At 33.6% G+C, this 20,216-nt stretch carries 22 protein-coding genes; 11 read left to right on the forward strand and 11 right to left on the reverse strand.

Features of this window, described 5'->3' with window-relative positions; translation table 11 throughout:
* The first annotated feature begins 11 nt into the window (after positions 1-11).
* From HND39_12685 to lexA, 6 genes are all read left to right on the forward strand, one after another.
* Positions 12-1,376 (forward strand): 6-phosphofructokinase, encoded by a 1,365-nt coding sequence (locus HND39_12685; GenBank protein ID QKJ97068.1) that lies wholly within the window; start codon positions 12-14, stop codon positions 1,374-1,376.
* Positions 1,377-1,552: 176 nt separating this feature from the next.
* Entirely contained in the window at positions 1,553-2,572 is a 1,020-nt protein-coding gene (locus HND39_12690) for a dipeptide epimerase (GenBank protein ID QKJ97069.1), read from the forward strand.
* A gap of 81 nt (positions 2,573-2,653) precedes the next feature.
* Complete coding sequence (locus HND39_12695) at positions 2,654-3,280, forward strand: fatty acid hydroxylase (protein ID QKJ97070.1); 627 nt, start codon at positions 2,654-2,656, stop codon at positions 3,278-3,280.
* A 16-nt stretch (positions 3,281-3,296) separates the two neighbouring features.
* Positions 3,297-3,692 carry a response regulator gene (locus tag HND39_12700; GenBank protein QKJ97071.1) on the forward strand — a complete coding sequence of 132 codons (396 nt, stop codon included), beginning with the start codon at positions 3,297-3,299 and terminating at the stop codon, positions 3,690-3,692.
* Between the two features lie 414 nt (positions 3,693-4,106).
* Entirely contained in the window at positions 4,107-6,329 is a 2,223-nt protein-coding gene (locus HND39_12705) for a PAS domain S-box protein (GenBank protein QKJ97072.1), read from the forward strand.
* Positions 6,330-6,527: 198 nt separating this feature from the next.
* Positions 6,528-7,154: a transcriptional repressor LexA gene (gene lexA / locus HND39_12710; protein QKJ97073.1), complete on the forward strand. Its 627-nt coding sequence runs from the start codon at positions 6,528-6,530 to the stop codon at positions 7,152-7,154.
* A gap of 33 nt (positions 7,155-7,187) precedes the next feature.
* On the opposite strand, the gene HND39_12715 is transcribed toward lexA, so the two are convergent.
* On the reverse strand, positions 7,188-7,859 hold the full coding sequence (locus HND39_12715; protein QKJ97074.1) for a nucleotidyl transferase AbiEii/AbiGii toxin family protein: 672 nt from the start codon (positions 7,857-7,859) through the stop codon (positions 7,188-7,190).
* Positions 7,838-8,431 (reverse strand): hypothetical protein, encoded by a 594-nt coding sequence (locus HND39_12720; GenBank protein QKJ97075.1) that lies wholly within the window; start codon positions 8,429-8,431, stop codon positions 7,838-7,840. The genes HND39_12715 and HND39_12720 overlap by 22 nt, the downstream gene beginning before the upstream one ends.
* A 75-nt stretch (positions 8,432-8,506) precedes the next feature.
* Here HND39_12720 and HND39_12725 point away from each other — a divergent pair, with 75 nt between their 5' ends.
* The 5 genes from HND39_12725 (at position 8,507) to HND39_12745 (ending at position 11,551) form a co-directional block, all read left to right on the forward strand.
* On the forward strand, positions 8,507-9,391 hold the full coding sequence (locus tag HND39_12725; GenBank protein ID QKJ97076.1) for a DUF72 domain-containing protein: 885 nt from the start codon (positions 8,507-8,509) through the stop codon (positions 9,389-9,391).
* Positions 9,392-9,499: 108 nt separating this feature from the next.
* The gene (locus tag HND39_12730) at positions 9,500-9,811 is read left to right on the forward strand and encodes a GIY-YIG nuclease family protein (GenBank protein QKJ97077.1); all 312 of its coding nucleotides are present in this window, start codon (positions 9,500-9,502) and stop codon (positions 9,809-9,811) included.
* A 104-nt stretch (positions 9,812-9,915) separates the two neighbouring features.
* Entirely contained in the window at positions 9,916-11,061 is a 1,146-nt protein-coding gene (gene dinB, locus HND39_12735; protein QKJ97078.1) for a DNA polymerase IV, read from the forward strand.
* A gap of 44 nt (positions 11,062-11,105) precedes the next feature.
* A complete protein-coding gene (locus HND39_12740; GenBank protein QKJ97079.1) occupies positions 11,106-11,297 on the forward strand; it encodes a hypothetical protein in 192 nt (63 codons plus the stop codon).
* The gene (locus HND39_12745; protein QKJ97080.1) at positions 11,297-11,551 is read left to right on the forward strand and encodes a type II toxin-antitoxin system RelE/ParE family toxin; all 255 of its coding nucleotides are present in this window, start codon (positions 11,297-11,299) and stop codon (positions 11,549-11,551) included. The genes HND39_12740 and HND39_12745 overlap by 1 nt, the downstream gene beginning before the upstream one ends.
* A 56-nt stretch (positions 11,552-11,607) precedes the next feature.
* Here HND39_12745 and HND39_12750 read toward each other — a convergent pair whose 3' ends face one another.
* The 9 genes from HND39_12750 to HND39_12790 all read right to left on the reverse strand — a co-directional run bounded on the left by HND39_12750 (position 11,608) and on the right by HND39_12790 (position 20,210).
* Positions 11,608-11,952 carry a histidine triad nucleotide-binding protein gene (locus tag HND39_12750; GenBank protein ID QKJ97081.1) on the reverse strand — a complete coding sequence of 115 codons (345 nt, stop codon included), beginning with the start codon at positions 11,950-11,952 and terminating at the stop codon, positions 11,608-11,610.
* 1 nt (position 11,953) lies between these two features.
* On the reverse strand, positions 11,954-13,309 hold the full coding sequence (locus HND39_12755; protein QKJ97082.1) for a sigma-54-dependent Fis family transcriptional regulator: 1,356 nt from the start codon (positions 13,307-13,309) through the stop codon (positions 11,954-11,956).
* Positions 13,306-13,833 (reverse strand): hypothetical protein, encoded by a 528-nt coding sequence (locus tag HND39_12760; protein ID QKJ97083.1) that lies wholly within the window; start codon positions 13,831-13,833, stop codon positions 13,306-13,308. Before HND39_12760 ends, HND39_12755 begins: the two co-directional genes overlap by 4 nt.
* A 133-nt stretch (positions 13,834-13,966) precedes the next feature.
* Positions 13,967-15,700 carry an acyl-CoA carboxylase subunit beta gene (locus tag HND39_12765; GenBank protein QKJ97084.1) on the reverse strand — a complete coding sequence of 578 codons (1,734 nt, stop codon included), beginning with the start codon at positions 15,698-15,700 and terminating at the stop codon, positions 13,967-13,969.
* On the reverse strand, positions 15,697-16,869 hold the full coding sequence (locus HND39_12770) for an acyl-CoA dehydrogenase (protein ID QKJ97085.1): 1,173 nt from the start codon (positions 16,867-16,869) through the stop codon (positions 15,697-15,699). The genes HND39_12765 and HND39_12770 overlap by 4 nt, the downstream gene beginning before the upstream one ends.
* 187 nt (positions 16,870-17,056) lie before the next feature.
* Positions 17,057-18,019: a methylmalonyl Co-A mutase-associated GTPase MeaB gene (meaB, locus tag HND39_12775; protein ID QKJ97086.1), complete on the reverse strand. Its 963-nt coding sequence runs from the start codon at positions 18,017-18,019 to the stop codon at positions 17,057-17,059.
* A complete protein-coding gene (locus HND39_12780; protein ID QKJ97087.1) occupies positions 18,020-18,940 on the reverse strand; it encodes an NAD-dependent epimerase/dehydratase family protein in 921 nt (306 codons plus the stop codon).
* On the reverse strand, positions 18,941-19,519 hold the full coding sequence (gene nadD, locus HND39_12785; GenBank protein ID QKJ97088.1) for a nicotinate (nicotinamide) nucleotide adenylyltransferase: 579 nt from the start codon (positions 19,517-19,519) through the stop codon (positions 18,941-18,943). It abuts the gene before it with no gap.
* Positions 19,512-20,210, reverse strand: a complete 699-nt coding sequence (locus HND39_12790; GenBank protein ID QKJ97089.1) for a hypothetical protein — start codon at positions 20,208-20,210, stop codon at positions 19,512-19,514. Before HND39_12790 ends, nadD begins: the two co-directional genes overlap by 8 nt.
* Between the last annotated feature and the right edge of the window lie 6 nt (positions 20,211-20,216).

Here is a 20,216-nt window from a genome sequence, read left to right on the forward strand (position 1 = left end):
AGAACAGAACTATGTCAATTGCACCTAAGAAATTAGCAATACTTGTTAGTGGTGGTCCTGCACCCGGAATTAATAGTGTAATCGGTGCTGCAACGATCAGAGCAGAAGTGGAAGGTATTGAGGTACTCGGAATAAAAGATGGATTTAAGTGGATAATGGAAGGGGACACATCTCACGTTAAAGAACTTACAATTCACAATGTAAGCAGGATTCATTTTCGCGGGGGTTCTTACATAGGAATTTCAAGGGCGAATCCTACAAAAAATGAACAGCATTTGGAAAATACAGTTACATCATTGCTTCGTCTTGACGTTGATAAGTTAATAACAATTGGCGGTGATGATACAGCTTTTAGTGCATTGAAAGTTAATGAGATGGCTGCCGGGAGAATTAAAGTAGTGCATGTTCCCAAAACTATTGATAATGATCTTGACCTGCCGCATGGTATTCCAACTTTTGGATTTCAAACTGCAAGACATATTGGTGTTGAAATTGTAAAAAGCATCATGGTTGATGCGCAGACAACTTCCAGATGGTATTTTATAGTTACAATGGGAAGGAAAGCCGGTCATCTTGCACTTGGAATTGGAAAAGCTACAGGAGCTACTATAACACTTATTCCCGAAGAGTTTCCGGGTGAAAAAATTAGTTTGAATCATGTTGTAGATGTTCTCGTTGGTTCAATCATTAAAAGAATGAGTTATGGCAGATCTGATGGTGTTGCAATTCTGGCTGAAGGAATAGTAGAAAGATTGAAAATTGAAGACCTTGATCAGTTAGTTGATATTGAACGAGATGCTCATGATAATATCAGGATCGCAGAAATTAATTTTGGTGAGATACTGAAATCCAAAGTACAACAGAAGCTAAAAGAATTTGGAATCAAAATAACAGTCGTTGCGAAAAATATCGGTTACGAATTACGCTGTGCAGATCCGATTCCTTTCGATATGGAATATACCAGAGATCTTGGTTTCTCTGCCTCACAATTTATTCTGGATGGCGGCAGTGGAGCGATGATCTCAATTCAGAATGGAAGATTTGTTCCACTTTATTTCAGCGATATTCTTGATCCAACTACAAAACGAACCAGAGTAAGGATGGTTGACCCCAGTTCAGAATCATTCTATATCGCGAGAAAGTATATGCTCAGATTAAATAAAACCGATTTTGAAGATCCGCACGAATTAGCAAAACTTGCAGCGACAGCACACATTTCCATTGATGAATTTAAAAAAAGATTTTATTATTTGATTGAAAATGATTTGATGTATAAACATCTTGAGGAGGGAACCATTTCTTTCCTGACGGCTGATAGTAATGTTGCATTTAAAACTCTTTCAACTCCAAGGCAGAACGGCGATGCAATAGAATAATTATACGAAGACCTATTACATTTCTGTAAGAAGTCTGGTTTCAATTTGAATGACAATTCTTCCCACACATTTTATTACTGCATAATCAATTCAATGAAAATCATTTTAGTTAATATCTCTCATCAATTGTTAAAAGATTATACTTCGTTAATAAAATTTAAAATGCAAAATTGATAATGAAACTCAATTACTACCCATATACGATCAGATTAAAAGATCAGTTTGCGATTGCATCAGGTTCAAGAGTTACAACACCAGCAGTGATGGTTGAAATTAAATTTGAAGGGATAACTGGATACGGCGAAGCTTCACTCCCGCCATATCTTTCAGAAAATCAATCAAGTGTTTTTGACTTTCTGAATAAAATTAACTTAGAATCCTATAATGACATATCTGATATCAACAATATTCTGAATTATGTTGAAAGTGTTGAAAATGGTAACAATGCTGCTAAAGCTTCAGTTGATATCGCATTGCATGATATCTGGGCAAAAATAAATAATCTGCCTTTGCATAAACTTCTTGGAATCGAACACAAAGAGAATTTATTCACATCTTTTACCATCGGAATTTCCGAACCTGAAGAATTAGAACGTAAAATTTTAGCTGCTTCAGAATATAAATTTCTGAAGATAAAATTAGGATCTGATAATGATTACGAAACGATAACTTTAATAAGAAGATATACTGATAAGCCATTGTATGTTGATGTGAACCAGGGATGGACTGATAAATTTTTTGCTCTTGATATGATTAACTGGTTAAGTGAACAAAATGTTATTCTGATTGAACAGCCATTACCAAAAGATAATTTTGATGATGCAAAGTGGCTGCTTGAAAGATCTTCTCTTCCAATAATTGCTGATGAAGCAGTGCAAATTCTTTCTGACCTGAAAAAAAATAAAGATAATTATTCCGGAGTGAATATTAAGCTTATGAAAGCCGGCGGACTAAGGAACGCACTACAGATGATCAAATTGGCAAGACAACTAAACCTGAAAATTATGCTGGGCTGTATGACCGAAACTTCTTGTGCAATTACTGCAGCTTCACATTTGGCTCCATTGGCTGACTGGATTGACTTAGATGGGGCAAAATTAATTTCAAATGATCTGTTTGATGGAATGCAGATAAAGAATGGTGAAATTGATATTCCGGCAGATTCTGGTTTAGGAATTAGTAAAAAGTTGACGTAAAAGTGCCAAAAAAGTGGTGTTTACTATTTAATAAATATGATTAAATTTCGATTGTTAAAAATTAACAATTAAGGAATGTAAATGGCTAAAAATTTTGTCTCCAATAAAGATGAAACTGTAAGAATGTTCAAAAGTGATTTCATGGAATTTTTTTCAAGAGTACATTACACAGTTCCATTGTTTGTGTATGTCCCTGTGATTCTGGCTTTTATGTATTTATCTTTTTTCACATATAACATATCGATATTGAATATCACGGTTCTTTTTATTGGTGGAGTTGCTGCGTGGACACTCGCTGAGTATTTATTACACAGATTCGTATTTCATTTCAAGGCTAAAAGTGAATTTGGGAAAAAGATACATTTCATTTTCCACGGAGTTCATCATGATTATCCAAGTGATTCAAAAAGATTAGTAATGCCTCCTTCAGTCAGTATTCCTCTGGCTGTATTATTCTTTTTTATTTTTAGATTGATTTTTGGTCCCTTCCTGATGCTGCCTTTCTTTTCAGGTTTTATTCTTGGCTATTTGTTTTATGACATTACACATTATGCTATTCATCATTTTAATATGCATAGTAAATTCTGGCTTTCAATAAAAAATCACCATATGCTGCATCATTACCAGGATGAATACAAAGGTTATGGCGTTAGTACACCTTTCTGGGATTTGATATTTGGAACAACTTTCGGTAAGAAAAAAGACTGAACATTTTCAAGAATTTATGAATGGGGAAAATAGTTCTCTACTTATTGTAGAAGATAATCACGAATCTCAGTTAATTATAAAAACACTGCTTCGAAACAAGTATCGGACAAGTATTGCATCAACAGTTTCGGACGCAATGACTCAAATTTCTCGTGATCACTTCGATCTCATTTTACTTGACCTGAATCTTAACAGTGGAGGCAATGGTAAAACCCTGCTTCAACAAATGAAAATGGATGAGCGAAGCAAAAATATTCCTGTAATTATCACTACTGCTTATGATTTAAATCCCGAAGAGGAAAAGTTCTTCCAAAAGAATGCAAATGGATTTTTACAAAAACCGATTGATAAAAAAAAACTAATTCAAGCGATTGAAAAGGTGCTTAACTCAATTCAGCCCGCTAAATTATAATAAATCCGGAACAAGACTTAGAATTAATTTAAAACGAATTACAAGATTTCCATCAGCCATTTTTGCAAGGTCAGAAATTCAATAATGGTAAAGAAATTATATAAATCGGCTAATTTTACTACCATTAATTTTACTTAATACCGATTCAAAGTTGAAATGTACTCGGGTATTTAATTGTTAGTTAAAATATTTTGATAGGATTTGCTTTAATCATTGTTCTTGAGGCTTGAGTAATCTGGCAAAATAATCGATATTCTAACTAAAACAGGTTGAATTTTCATCTTTCAGAAATTTAATTCTGTGTTAATTTTATTCATAAAGAATGTTTGAAAATGTATCCTAATGGCATAATTGTTGAAATATTCATAGGTTAGAAAAGACTAATTAAACAGAATAATAAAAATTGATTTGAAAATGTCCGAACAGTTAATAATAAATAATCCACAGCCAATTTATGTTTATGATAAAGAAAGTCTTCGGTTCATTACTGCAAATAAAGCGGCTCTTGATCTTTATGGTTACTCTCTCGATGAATTTCTTCAACTCGATCTGACAGATTTATACACTTCAGAAGATATTCAATATCTTCTTGGATCATCACAAGAAATTTTTAAAGATGGTCAATTCAGCAAACCGTTTAAACAACGAATGAAAGATGGTAACTATATTTATGTAAGAATGAGCCGGATTGATTTTCAATACGAAGGTACGGATTCGTATTTGAATATTCTTGAGAATGTTTCAAACCTCACTGAGAATGAGAATAAAAAGCAAATCTTCAAAGCTGCTTTTGATAATACAAGTGACATGATTTTTGTGACAGATCCCAATGGAAAAATTACTTTTGTGAACGATTCGGTCTGCAGATTATTAGGGGTTGCAAAGAATGAAATTCTGAATACCGACATTACTCTTAATTGTGGAGAAGAAGACAAGGTATTTATCAATGATTCTGTATTTCATTCTCATATAAAGGAAACAGTGAATTTTACTGTCGAACTGATTACATCGGAAGGCAGACTTTTAGAAAGTGAAGTGATTTCGACACCGGTATTTGACACAGAAAATAATATTGATTCGTTTACATTAATTGCAAAACCTACACTTGAACCCAAGATTTCAACTTCAAAGGTTACGACTGAGCGAGGTGAATCTAATACTCAGAAAGGACCTGTTTTAACACCACAACCAGATCAGGAAAAAAATTTCATTGATAGTACTTTTCTTTCCGGTTTATTCCATGAAATTTTAACTCCAATGAATGTTATACTGGGATTCACACAAGAGTTGGTTGAAAGTATTGATTCACCATCACCGGAACAGAAGGAAGCACTTGATATAATTAACCAGAATCGTGCATCAATACTTGGGCTAATGAACACAATAATCGAATTTGCTGATACACAGTATAATAAAGATGCTGCTGAAATTTCGGAAATACCAGTTACAGAAATAATTGAAAATTATGAAAAGAATTTAAATGAAATTACCGGTATCAGAGACATTGAATTTGCTTATGGGAAAATTTCATCATCTTTACGATTTGGAATTGATAAAAAGAAATTAGTAAATCTTCTAAACATAATTTTTCGTTTCATTGGAAGGATTTCTTCACAGAAAAAATTGTATTTCTCTGCTTACCCTGCTGAGAGTGACAGTTTTAATATCTCGATCTCAGACAATTTTGGTAAATCTACACCACATCTTGTTGATACGCTCAAATCATTGTTTTTGGAAAAACAAGATCCAAAAACTTTTAATCTTTCAAAATTGACGATGCAGATAGTTTATACCCTGTTAGAGAGGTTAAATGGGAAATTTATTATTGTGAATGATAATACTGAAAAGCGGGATATTGCATTTAACTTCCCTATAAATATGTCACAAAAGAATGAATCTCCTGTAGCACATGAACCTGAAAAATTTATTGTACATTCAAATGAAAATAAAAATTTCGATGATAGTAAAAACACTCATGAAAATAAATTTGAAACAGAACCTCAGTTTGCGTCAGAAGATTCTGAATCACAATTATTAAATCTTGGCGAAGAAATAATAATTGAAGAAGAATCAATATCTGAAAGAGATAGAAAACATACTAAACAAACTGTTCCTGTTGCAGCAGCAATTGAATCAAAGGAGTATGTGAAGAAGAACGTAGGAAAATTAGAAAAGCAACCGGAAGAGAGTGCTGAAGAATTAGTCATTACCGAACAAAAGCAGTTTATAAATGAAAATCCTGACTTCAAGAAAAGCAAGAATGGTATTTCTTCCTTAAGATGTCTCTACATAGAAGATCAGGTAGATTCTCAGATACTCTTTAAAGTTCAAATGAAAGACTTAAAGAATATTCAATTTGCAGCCAGCTTTGAAGAAGCGTTACCTTTACTCGATTCAAATGAATTTGATTTTATTATAATGGATATCAATCTCCAGGGTGAATACAATGGACTTGATGCATTAAAAGTAATCCACCAAATTCCTAAGTTTCAAAAAATTCCTGTAATTGCAGTTACGGCTTATGTATTACCTGGTGATAAAGAAAAATTTATTGCTACTGGTTTTACAGATTTTATCTCCAAGCCAATTTTCAGAGATAAATTGGTCGAATCTCTGAACAAAATTTTCGTTAACTGATTCCTTATTCTCTTCTAAAAAATTTTCACCTACTGAATTATTCCCTATTGACTTATTTTATAGAATAATTTATATTGCCATACAAATGTATGGTATTCTATAAATTAGATTAAGACAATGAATAGGAGAAAGAAAATTGGTTTTTGAAGTCGTCTATCTTACTCTTACTCTTACTTTTACTCCAATAAATGGATTATAATGAAAAAGGAATTGACCGAAACTCAGAAAGATATTCTTAATTTTTTAATTGATCAGATAAAAGGAAAGGGAATTCCTCCAACTTTAGCTGAAGTTGCATCACACTTTGGCTATAAAAACAGAGCTACGGTACAGCAGCATTTTGGAGCAATAGAGAAAAAAGGATTTATCAAAAAAAATCCAAAGTTATCTCGTGGTATTGAACTAACTCTTGAAGATAAATTTTTTGTTCCCAAACCTGTTCTCGGTGAAGTAGCTGCAGGAAATCCACTAACTATTTATCCTGATGCAATTGATACAATTGAACTGCCCACTATTGCTAAAATGCCAAAAGATTCATTTCTACTTCGGGTTAAAGGAGATAGTTTAAAGGAAGCTTATATTTTTAATGGTGATATTGTAATAGTAAACCCAAATCTGGAACCAAAAAACGGACAAATCATTGCTGCTATTCTTGATGATGCTGCAGTGGTCAAAAGATTTTATAAAAAGAAAAATGAAATAGAACTCGTTTCAGAAAATCCAGATTACAAACCAATAATTATTGAAAAAAAATATTTATCGTTTAAACTGGTGGGAATTGTAGTTGGTGTTTATAGGAGTATGGAAAAGAAAAAAGTGGGGTAAAGAAGTTAATTTGTAAAAATATTATGTCTGATCTTATTTAGGAAAGTTTATGTTTTTTATTAATTCTTCTTTAAGAAGTTTGAATTTATTCTCGAGGTAAAATTTTCTGTCTTTTTCTTCGAGTATGGAACCAAGTGTTACTTTATATTCTTGTTCTTTGAAATTATTTATGATTTGAAGAGCTTTTGAAAGTTTATCTTTGTTATCCGGTAAATCTACACCACGCATTAGAAGGAATTCAAGATCAAATGCATCACGGATAAGTTTTCTTGATATCAGTGCTTCTATTTTATTTTTCATCATTTGATTTAACGAAAGAGATTTAACCATTACCTGTTTGTTAGTGTATCTGGAAAAGGCAATTCTTCTTTCCCAGTCAATATCTGTTTGTTCTTTACGGATTTCGATTTTCATACTTCTTGATACAGAAGGTGCTTTAAGTTCAAACAAGAGAGTAAATTTTTTGTTTGCTGAATCAGTTAACCTGTAAGCGGCGGATAACTGTTCTCTACACTTTGCATAAATTGATTTTGAATCCGATTTCTTATCCAGCCAAAAATTCAAGTCGGTTGAATAACGGTTGAGATTATGACAAAGCCGCAACATAGTTCCTCCACCAAAGTAAAGATAATCAAGGACTTTGATGCTGTTTAGTAACTCAAGTATTTCAATTTCCAGCTTCTCTAAATCTTGTAGCGTTTGCATAAAATATCCCAGTATATTTTTGTTCTTTGATTGATTTTTCTGATGTATCCTGTAATTTTACTTTTGTTAAGTTTATTAAAATTAACAGCATCAAAATCACAATTGTATCTGCCCAGAGATGAGAGATAAACAATATCCGCTATTGCTTTTTCAGGCTGAGCAATAAATATATCTTCTTCAAATTTAAAGCCTGTGTAAAAATCTTTCTTAATAAGTATAAAGTTAAAACTGACTTCTTTCACTCTGATTAAATTTGTTTTTTTAGTTGTGATAGATTCAATTATTCCTCGAAGCTGTTGGGTTGAGATGTTATAATAACTCAATGCGCTTGTAAGAGAAATGTATGATGGCAACTGAATAGTATTAGCTATTCGAAAGAGTTCTTTCTCATTTAACTTTTCGTATTTGTTTGCAGTTATGTAATAATCCCTTTTGATTCTAAAAAGCGAGCCATTTTTAACGTAACGGTTAGCAGTTACTTTTGCTGATTCTTTATTTATTGAAAGCACTTTTGCAATGTCTTCTGTACTTATAATCAGTTTATTTATTTTATTTAGTTCGGTTGCTCTCATTATTGTCAAATATAGATAATTAACACTTTTGTTAACTTAGTGTATTTAGTGATAAAATACAATTTAGATTAAATTATGCCAAAATATTTTATCGGAACAGCAGGATGGTCTTATAAAGACTGGGTGCCGTCATTTTATCCAAAACAGCAATCTGGAAAATTTGATTGGCTTCAGTTCTATTCGCATTATTTTAATTGTGTAGAGGTGAACTCAACATATTATACTTATCTCAGTCCAAAAATAGTTGAAGGATGGATTAAGAAAGTAACTGACAGTGAAGATTTCATTTTCCACATAAAGCTTCATCAGGATTTTACACATAAAAGAAAATTTGATGAACAAAGTATTAAAGCTGTAAGATACAATCTGGATATTCTGTCGAATGCAGAAAGACTTGGTGGATTGCTGATTCAATTTCCATATTCATTCTCATATAATAATACTGCTACTCAGTTCATTCAGGAACTGAAAGATATTTTTAACAACTATAAATGTTTTGTTGAAGTGAGACATTTATCCTGGCAAAACCAGAAAGCTTTTGAATTTTTCAAAGAAAATGATCTTACTTATTGCACAATTGATCAACCGCAGATAGGACAGGCAATTCCATTTGAACCAATAATTACAAATGAAAGAGCTTACATCCGTTTTCACGGAAGAAATGTTGAAGCATGGAAGAGATCAATAAATAGTTTTGGTAAAGAACAGTCTTATGAAGAACGAAGCGAACGATACAAATATCTTTATTCTCCAGGTGAGCTGATTGAAATTGAGCAGAAGATAAAATCAATTCAATCAAAAGTAAAAGAAGTTCATGTTATAATGAACAACCATCCACAGGGAGATGCAGTTGCAAATGCATTTGAGCTTATTCATCTGCTGGAAGAAAAAGATAAAGTTGAAATGCCGGGAACGGTAATTAAGGCTTATCCAAGGTTGGAGGAATTGTTTGTTAACTGAAATGTCATCCTTCGACTTCGCTCAGTATGACGGTTCTGTGTTTTAATTAGTTAGTAGGTATTAGTCACCCTGAGCGGAGTCGAAGGGCGACAAAATCAAGTTGGTAATATGAAACAGAGTTGGGTTTATATATTAAAATGTTCCGATGGAAGTTATTATACAGGATGTACAACTAATCTTGAAAAAAGAGTCGAAGAGCATAACTTCAAAAAGTATGATAGCTATACATCAATCAGATTGCCTGTTAAGTTAGTATATTCTCAACAGTTTATGAACATTCATGAAGCTATTGCAGCTGAAAGACAAATTAAAGGCTGGAATAGACGAAAGAAGGAAGTTTTAATAAAGGGTAATTTCGATTTGTTACATAATCTATCCGAATGTAAAAACGAAACTAGTCATAAAAATAAATCAAGATAGATGCGTCATACTTCGACTTCGCTCAGTATGACAGTTTCGGGTTAGATATAATTAAATGGTAATAAGTCACCCTGAGCGGAGTCGAAGGGTGATGAAAGTAATTTATGCGCACAATTTTCCACTTAGATCTCGATGCATTCTTTGTTTCAGTTGAAAGGATTCTTGATCCTTCACAGAAAGGAAAACCAGTAATAGTTGGTGGTGATCCAAAGATTGGAAGGGGAGTTGTTGCAGCCTGTTCGTATGAAGCAAGAGTTTACGGACTTCATTCAGCTATGCCGATCAGAACTGCATACAAACTTTGTCCACACGGAATTTATATTCACGGAAGTCATGGTGAGTATTCACATTTCTCAAAAGCTGTAAAAAATATTCTTCTGCAATACGCACCCATTGTTCAGCAGGCATCTATCGATGAATTCTATATGGACTTTACCGGATGCAGGAATGTTTACGGTTCATTGTTTTCGTTTGCTTCTTTTCTTCAAAAAGAAATTTGGGAAAGAATATCACTTCCTTGCTCGATTGGGATTGGCAGCAACAAAACTATCGCAAAGATTGGTTCAGATTGTATGAAGCCGAATGGAATAACATATATTTTTTCCGGAATGGAAAAAGAATTTCTTGCTCCAATGCCTGTTGAAGCAATTCCCGGTGTTGGAAAAGTTACTTTGCAGGATTTTCATTCAAAAGGAATTTACAGAATAGGTGATATAACAAAACTTCCACAGGATTATTTTGCTGCAGCTTATGGTAAATATGGAATTGATCTTTACAAAAAAGCTTGTGGTGAAGGAAACGAGTACCTGATAGTTGACAACTATGAACAAAAAAGTATTTCACACGAAAGAACTTTCGCTGATGTTACAAGCAAACAATTTCTTAAAGAAAAACTATTTAAACTCACAGGAAAAGTCTGCCAGGAACTCAGAGATATGGATTGGCTGGCTTCAAATGTTCATATAAAATTGCGTTACTCTGACTTTAATACATTAACGCGTTCTAGAATGATAAAACCAACAGATGATGATAAAACGATATTTGAAGAAGCATGGAAAATGTTGATAAAGGCACTTACAAGAAGAGTTGCAGTAAGATTGATTGGTATTGGATTGAGCAAGTTTTCAAAATTTTCTGAACAGCAGGAACTCTTTGAATGGGAAGAAATAAAAAGAAGACGAATGTTGAGAGCAGTTACAAAAATTCGGGATAAATATGGCTACGGAATGATAAATATAGGTTTTCAATAAAAATAAATTGTCGATATATTTAGTTATAGAAAAAAGGTAAGATAATGGAAACGAACAAAATAAAAACAATTGAGATTCAAAAACCTTCTGTAATCATATCTAAAGAAGAATACGAAGGATTACAGGAGACATTAGAAATTTTGTCAGATAATGAACTCGTTAAGGAAATATTCGAAGCTTTATCTGAAAAAAAAGAGATACGAGTAAATCACGAAGATTTATTCGGAGATAAATAGTGTGGAAGATTCAGTACACTCAGAAGGCAATAAAGTCTTTTGAAAAAGTAAATCCTGATGTAATAAAAAATCTACGAGTTGCAATTGAGAAATTAAAATCGCAACCGGATTTAGGAAAACAATTAACAGGTCCATTAAAGGGATTAAGATCATTAAGAATCGGTGATTACCGTATAATTTATAAGAAGGAAAAAGAAGTATTTGTTATTTTAGTAATAACAATTGGACATAGAAAAGAAGTTTATAAAACATAAACGCTTCAATCTTAATCAGAAATTAAAATTCATAAATAGCTTTGAATAATAGCCTTTCAACCCGGAGGCCACTGCATATGTCTTCCACCAAGAAGATGCATATGAAGATGATAAACTTCCTGACCACCATCATTACCGCAATTCAACACAAGTCTGAAACCTCTTTCTGAAATTCCCATATCTTTAGCAAGTTTATTTGCTGCATCAAACATCTCTCCGAGTAGAGTTGAATGTGTTTTACCATTGATATCTGTTACTTTTGGGATTTCTATCTTTGGAATAATCAGAATGTGAATCGGTGCTTGAGGTTTGATATCTTTGAACGCCAGAACATTGTCAGTTTCAAAAACAATTTCAGCGGGAATCTCTCTATTAATTATTTTAGAAAAAATTGTAGCCACGTTATTCACCTTTCTCTATTCCATACTTTTTCATTTTATTATAAAGATGACTTCGTTGAATATCAAGAAGCTCAGCAGTTTTACTGATATTCCATCCGTTTTCATTTAATTGTTTTAAAATAAAAGCCCGTTCAGCCTTCTCTTTAAATTCCTGGAATGAATTTGATTCATCGATAATATCATCCATAGTTGCTTGGCCGGGTTTAAGCAGAAATTCAATATCTGATCTTGAAACTTCTTTTTTATCAATAATAATTATAATTCTCTCAACAATATTTTTAAGTTCACGAACATTACCTGTCCATTGCATTTCCTGAAGATATCTCACTGCATCATCCAAAAATTTTACTGGTAATTTTTTATACTTTGTAGTAATATCTCTCGAAAAAGCTTCTACAAGAATTGGAATATCATCTTTCCGATCACGAAGTGGAGGAATGTTTATAGGAATCACATTCAATCTGTGGTAAAGATCTTCTCTGAATTTTTCCTTTACTATCTCTTCCGGTAAATCCTTATTTGTCGCAGAGATGATTCGAACATCAACATCAATTTTTTTCCCGCCGCCAACACGTTCAATCTTTCCATCTTCTATTGCTCTGAGTACTTTTGCCTGAGCCTGAGGACTCATGTCACCAACTTCATCTAAAAATATCGTGCCTTTATTTGCTAATTCAAATCTCCCAATTCGTTGAGAAACTGCACCAGTAAATGAACCTTTTTCGTGTCCGAATAATTCAGATTCAATTAATTCATTCGGAATAGCCGCACAATTTACTTCGACAAATGGTTTATCTTTTCTTTGACTTTTCTTGTGGATTGCTCTGGCAACCAATTCTTTACCAGTTCCATTTTCGCCTGTAATTAAAACTCTTGTATCAAGCGGTGCAACCTTTTCGATCAGCTCAAGTATTGACTTAATTTGTTTGCTCTGTCCAAGAATTTCTCCACTTCCTTCAAGAGTTTTTTTGATTTCAATATTTTCAGTGAGTAATTTAACCTGTTCAACAGCGTTACGAACACTTATCAGAAGCTTATCACGGTCGATAGGTTTCTGAATAAAATCAAATGCACCAAGTCTTGTTGCTTTGATCGCATTCTCAATACTTCCATGTGCAGAAATAATAATGACAGATATTGATGGATTTGATTCCTTGACTTTTTTCAATACTTCAAAGCCACTCATTTCAGGCATCTGAATATCAAGCAAAATACAGGATGGCAAATATTCTTCAACAAATTTTAACCCTTGAATTGCAGATGTTGACAACTGAGCGTCATATCCTTCATAATCGAGGATCATTTTTATGCTTTCGCAAATTTCCTTTTCGTCGTCAATAATTAATATTTTATTCATAAAGTTATAATGAAATATCTGAGTGATCGTAAAGTCATTATTTGTGATGGCAGAATTTTTTTATTCAATTCAAGCATATCTCCAAAGAGAACGCCATACCAATTAACATCAACATCCCTAAAATCAACTTCCGACTGAGCTTTAAAATCTTCTTCAAATGCCTCTACAAAATAACCAAATACATCGGCTAATTTCAACACGTTCTCTGCATAACCTATGAAGGCATTTCCAAAGAAATGTGCCAGTTTATCTTTATCTCCACCACTATCATCAGGTGTATCATAAAATAATTTTGCCGGAAGATTTTGATTTTTAAGATTCGAAATGGAATCATTTGCTGAAATTAAAGGGTAATAAATTCTCACATTAATAAAAGGAATAACTAATGGCACTTTCCGGAAGGGGATAGTTGCAAATGTTAATGCTAATAAGGCTTCCTCGTAATCGTAATCATAGAATTCTAATGCCCGGATATAGATCGAATCAACTAAATCAAGATCAGAATAGTTTTTTTTTAAGATCAAGAAAATAATCTGAAGCTATAAATTCAGAAAGATAATTTACTCCTTTTGATAATGAACTTTGCTGCGAAAATAAATATGTGGATAGGGCAGAAGCCAAAATGAAAGCCATTAAAAAAAATAATTTAAACCTCATTTAGGTTTGAATTACTCCAGTATTGAATTTTGGAATTTCCGGATTATGATTTGCTGCTTCGATTCCCATTGAGATATATTTTCTTGTTTCTGCGGGATCTATTATTTCATCAATCCATAATCTTGCTGCTGCATAATATGGATTATTTTTTTCATCATAAGCTGCGGTTATTTCATCAAGAAGTTTTTGCTTTTCCTGTTGGGAAACTTTATTGCCGTTCTTTTCTGCCTGCTTAAGTTTGATGTCGAGCAAAACACTGCTTGCCTGTGAACTTCCCATTACTGCAATTTTTGCATTCGGGAATGCATAAATAAATCTTGGATCATAAGCTTTACCGCACATTGCATAATTTCCTGCACCAAAGCTGTTGCCGATTATTATTGTGATTTTTGGAACAACAGAATTTGCTACTGCATTAACCATCTTTGCACCATCTTTGATGATTCCTCCGTGTTCAGCACGACTGCCAACCATAAATCCTGTTACATCCTGCAAGAATACTAAAGGAATTTTTTTCTGGTTGCAGTTCATAATAAATCTTGTTGCTTTATCTGCGCTGTCAGAATAAATTACACCTCCAACCTGCATCTCGCTTGAACCTTTAACGGATTCTGTTTTTACAACACTTCTTTGATTTGCAATAATTCCAACAGCCCATCCATCAATTCTTGTATAAGCTGTTATTAAAGTTTTTCCATAGCCAGCTTTGTATTCATCAATCTCAGAATTATCCACTATCCTTGAAATCAATTCGTACATATCATAAGGTTTGATAGTGTCCTCAGGTAATATTCCATAAATTTCTCTTGGAGAAAACTTCGGCGGTTGTGATTCAATTCTATTAAATCCGGCTTTATCACGTTTTCCAAATTTGTCAACAAGACTTCTGATTTGTTTCAAACATTCTTCATCATTTTTCATCACATAATCTGTAACACCAGAAATGTTTGATTGAACTCTTGCACCGCCAAGAGTTTCATTATCAATTTTTTCTCCGATTGCTGCACGAACAAGATGTGAACCTGCAAGAAAAACTGATCCTTCACCTTCAACTATTAGTGCTTCATCACTCATTATTGGTAAATAAGCACCACCGGCAACACATGGACCCATTATCGCGGCAATTTGTGGAATTCCTTTTGAAGACATCACTGCATTATTTCTAAAAACTCTTCCGAAGTGTTCTTTGTCTGGAAAAATTTCATCTTGAAGCGGAAGGAAAACTCCGGCACTGTCAACGAGATAAATTATCGGAAGATTATTTTCCATCGCAATTTCCTGTGCACGTAGATTTTTCTTTGCAGTTATCGGAAACCATGCACCTGCTTTTACGGTAGCATCGTTTGCAACGATTACACATTGTCTTCCGCTGATTTTACCAATTCCATAAATTGTCCCGGAAGATGGTGCACCGCCGTGCTCTTCATACATTTCAAAAGCAGCGAATGTACTAAGCTCAAGAAATTCCTTCCCGGCTTCGCCAGAGTGCTTCTGGCTACGGCTTGCGTCTTCGCCAAGACGAGTCGCCGTGGCAGTTGTATTATCAACAAGAAGACTTATTCTTTCTCTTGCTGAAAGTTTTCCTTTTGCTTTGTGTTTTTCATGTGACTTTTTCCCACCACCGAGTTTTATTTTTTCTTTTTCAGCAGAAAGTTTTCTTACCAGTTCTTTCTGAAAGTCTGTTCGTTTTAGGAAAACTTCATCTTCTTTTATTTGTGTGCCGATTGATTTCATTTCAACAATTCTCTTGCAATAACAATTCTTTGAATTTCTGAAGTTCCTTCACCGATTGTGCAGAGTTTTACATCTCTGAAATATTTTTCGACAGGATAATCTTTTGTAAATCCATAACCGCCGTGAATTTGTACAGCCTCACTTGCAGCTTTTTCTGCAATTTCACTTGCAAAAAGTTTTGCCATTGCTGCTTCTTTAATATTTGGAAGACCATCATCTTTCATTTTTGCAGCACGCATTGTTAACAATTTTGCAGCCTCGATATTTGTTTTCATTTCAGCAAGCTTGAATTGTGTTGCCTGGAATGACGAGATAGGTTTTCCGAATTGATGTCTTTCCTGAGAATATTTTAATGATTCATTCAAACAGCCTTGAGCTAATCCAAGACTAACAGCCGCAATCGAAATTCTGCCTCCTTCAAGTATTTGCATTGCATTGATGAAACCCATTCCTTCTTCACCAAGTAAATTTTCTGCCGGTACTTCACAATTTTCAAAAGTAAGCTGAACAGTTTCACTTGCACGCATTCCCAATTTGTTTTCTTTTTTCCCGACTATCAATCCAGGAAATCCTTTTTCAAGTATGAAAGCTGAAATACCTTTTTTACCGGCATCTTTATTTGTTATCGCAATAACGACAAGTGTTTTTGCTGACGAACCGTGAGTTGTAAATGTTTTGCTTCCATTCAAAACATATTTGTTACCTTTTTTTTCAGCAATTGATTTGAGTCCGGCAGCATCACTTCCCGACTCAGATTCAGTTAAACCCCACGCACCAATACTTTTCCCCGAAACCAAATCTGGTAAATATTTTTTTCTCTGAGTTTCATTTCCGAAACGGTAAATGTGGTTAGTACAAAGCCCATTGTGTGCGGCAACAGAAAGTGCAACAGATGGATCAACTATTCCAAGTTCTTCGAGGATAATTACAAATTCAACATAACCTAAACCAGCGCCTCCATATTCTTCCGGAAAAATAATTCCCATAAAACCAAGTTCGCCAAGTTCACGAAATATTTCCATTGGGAAAATTTGTGGCTCATCCCATTCCATTATCTTAGGTTTAATTTTTTTCTGAGCGAAGTCACGAATTGTATCTCTTATGAGAATTTGATTTTCGGATAGGTCTGTTACAAATCTGCTTTCCGTGATTTGGTTTGTATCTGACATAGAATTAGCCCGTAAAGTAGTTTTTAAAATATATTAACTAATTATTTGAGACTTCTGAATTATTGTCGATGTGTCACTCTGAATCCGGCAGCTACCGGATTTATCAATTTAAAAACAAGATATTTCACTCCTGCCTTGCCGGCAGGCAGGTCGTTCAATACGACAAATTAGAATTTTTCAGAAGTCTCTATTTTTTATTGATGAAATTTGAAATAATTTCTTCAGCAATAACGTAGGGTGATAAATTGCCGAGTATAACTTTTTCTAAAGCAGAATTTAAAGATTTTTCGCCACTTTCACTCCACAATTCTTCCTTTATTTTACTCTCAACAATTTCTTTAATCCTGTTCTTCGCCTGTAATTCTCTTTTATGCTGAAATAATTTTTTATCCTTTAAATATTTGTTGTGTCTTTGCACTTCATCAAAGACCTCCTTGATACCTTTGTTCTCAGATGCAACGGTTTTGATAATACCGGGCATCCATGAATTTTCATCGTGATCTTTCATCATTAATGTGGTCTGCAGGGAAGCAACCGCTTGATCCGCTCCCGGTCTATCGCTCTTATTGAGAACAAAGAAGTCTGCAATTTCCATTAAGCCGGCTTTCATTGCCTGAACTGAATCTCCTGATTCAGGAACGAGTACAACTATTGTTGTATCTGCAGCCTGAACAATATCAAGCTCAGACTGACCTACGCCCACTGTTTCAAGAATTATATAATCATATCCGGCAGCATCAAGAACATCTGCTGCATCGATTGCTTTTTTACTTAACCCGCCAAGACTACCACGCGTTGCCATACTCCGGATAAAAACTCCATCATCATTTCCGATTTCATTCATACGAATTCTGTCACCAAGTAAAGCTCCGCCAGTGAACGGGCTTGTTGGATCAACAGCAATAATTCCAACTTTTTTACCTTCGCTGCGAAATAATTTTGTTAATTGATTTGTAATGGTACTTTTTCCGGCTCCCGGCGGTCCCGTAATTCCAATTCTGTATGCTTTTCCAACTCTTTTATAAATATTTTTTAGAAGTTCCGATGCTTCAGAATTGTGATCTTCAACAATGGAGATCGCTCTTGCAACTTTTCTCCTGTCATTGTGAAATACTTTTTCTGTTAATTCTTGATATGGCAAATTCATCATCTAATTTATCGAGCTAAAGAAATTGAAAGTTTTTTGTAATCCTTCATCAATTTTAATAGAAGGCTTCCACTTAAATCTGTTAAATAATTTTGCTGATGAAATTACACTTCTTAATTGTTCACCTTTTGGAGCGGGACCATGCTTCTCTTCAGCTTTATTTCCTGCAACTTTATTAAGCTTTAGAAATAATTCATTGACGCTGGTTTCAGTTCCGGTACCGACATTATATATTTCCGATGAATTATCATTAAGCGCAATAACATTTGCTTTAACAACGTCTTCAACAAAAACATAATCACGGGTTTGCTTACCATTTCCATTTATGACAGGGTTTTCATTTCTTAATAGTTTATTTGTAAATATTGCAACAACTCCAGCCTCACCAAACGGGTTTTGTCTTGGTCCGTAAACATTTGCATAGCGCAGAATAGAATATTTTAATCCGTATTCGTTCCTATAAAAATATAAATATTTTTCTATCGTCAGTTTTGTTATTCCGTAAGGTGAAACAGGATTTGTCGGATGCTTTTCATCAGCGGGGAAATATTCCTGTTCACCATAAATAGCACCTCCGGTGGAAGCAAATATGAATTTCTTCACGCCGGTTTTTATGCTTGCCTGCAGGAGATTTATTGTTCCGAGAATATTTGTATTTGCATCGAACACAGGATCATTAACAGATTTTCTGACATCAATTTGCGCAGCATGATGATTGACTACATCAAACTTTTCTTTTTCAAAAAGGCTGATGATTGCTGATGAACAAATATCTTCTCTTATAAACTGAGCTTTGAGATTAATATTTTTTTCAAATCCTGTTGTTAGGTTATCAAGTATAAAAATCTGATGACCTTCATTGATGTATTCATCGGCAATTTGTGAAGCGATAAATCCAGCACCGCCTGTAACTAAAATCTTCATTTATGCAATGTATAATTTATGATTGTAAATATATTCCAATACTTTAGGTGGAACAAGAAAATTGATTGGTAATGCTCGTTTTACCCGTTCACGAATATCAGTTGCACTGATTTCGATTCCCCTCGTTTGAACAAATACAGCCTGACGATAATATTTATCTTCAAACTGCGGAGGATGCGAAGATTTTCTCTTTAAAACTATTACATCAGCGAGTTTGAATATTTCATCCGGCTCTTTCCAAGTGTGGAATGTGAAAATGTTATCATAACCTATTATGAACTCTATTTTATCATAACTTTTTTTAAGTTCTCTGAGAGTATCAATTGTAAATGATATTCCACCTTTTTTAATCTCAATATCTGAATAATCAAAAAAAGGAATATTGTCCACGGCTATTTTTATCATATTTAATCGGTCTTCAGGTAAACTAGGTTTTGCATCGGTTTTATGCGGAGAAATGTAAGCCGGAATAAAAATGATTTTATCGAGATTTCTGATTTCTTTAACAGACTGAGCTGTTATCAAGTGTCCAAGATGTATTGGATCAAATGTTCCTCCAAAAATACCAACTTTAGACATTCAATAGCTCTTTGTATTCAATAAATAAATCGTTAAAACTCTCATGCATTTTCTGACTGCAGTATGATAGACTTTCTTTTTTTGATAGCTCAATATATAATTTTTTAATGTCTTCGAACTCATCAATTGATAAAAAGTTTCTTATCGGATGGAGGAAGTAATCCTTGTAACTTATCAGCCCAAGATATTTATCATAACATCTTTTTGATTTGATGAGCAAGCTGAAAAGTTCGTTCTCGATATTTTTAGCACAAACACAATTAATTTTATGACTGTCAGATTTTCCAATAACCAGCGATGGTTCATCTGTCGTTACCAGGCTGAATGCTCTGAATATTTCATTCAATTTCAATCCAATTGAATTAAAATATACAATTATAGTTTTTGAATCTAAGTGTGATGAATGATTGTATATTATTTCCGTAAGATTAACATCGATATCTTCTTTGTAAAAAACAGAATTTGCTCCTGTGGGTAGAAGATATTTTGGCAAATATTCTTTATCACGTTCATTTAATAAGGTAAATAATTCAACCTGATTGTCCGATTCAGATAAAAGATCAATCCAGTTTGAGAACAGTAAAGTATTAAGATAAACAGAATAGTTAGTTGATAGATTATGATAAGGTACAATTTCCTTTGGATTTAGAATTGGAGAATCTGCAAGAAGTAAAATTGAATCTTTTATCATTTGATC

It is taken from the genome of Ignavibacteriota bacterium, assembly GCA_013285405.1.
In the GTDB taxonomy this organism is placed as follows: domain Bacteria; phylum Bacteroidota; class Ignavibacteria; order Ignavibacteriales; family Ignavibacteriaceae; genus IGN2.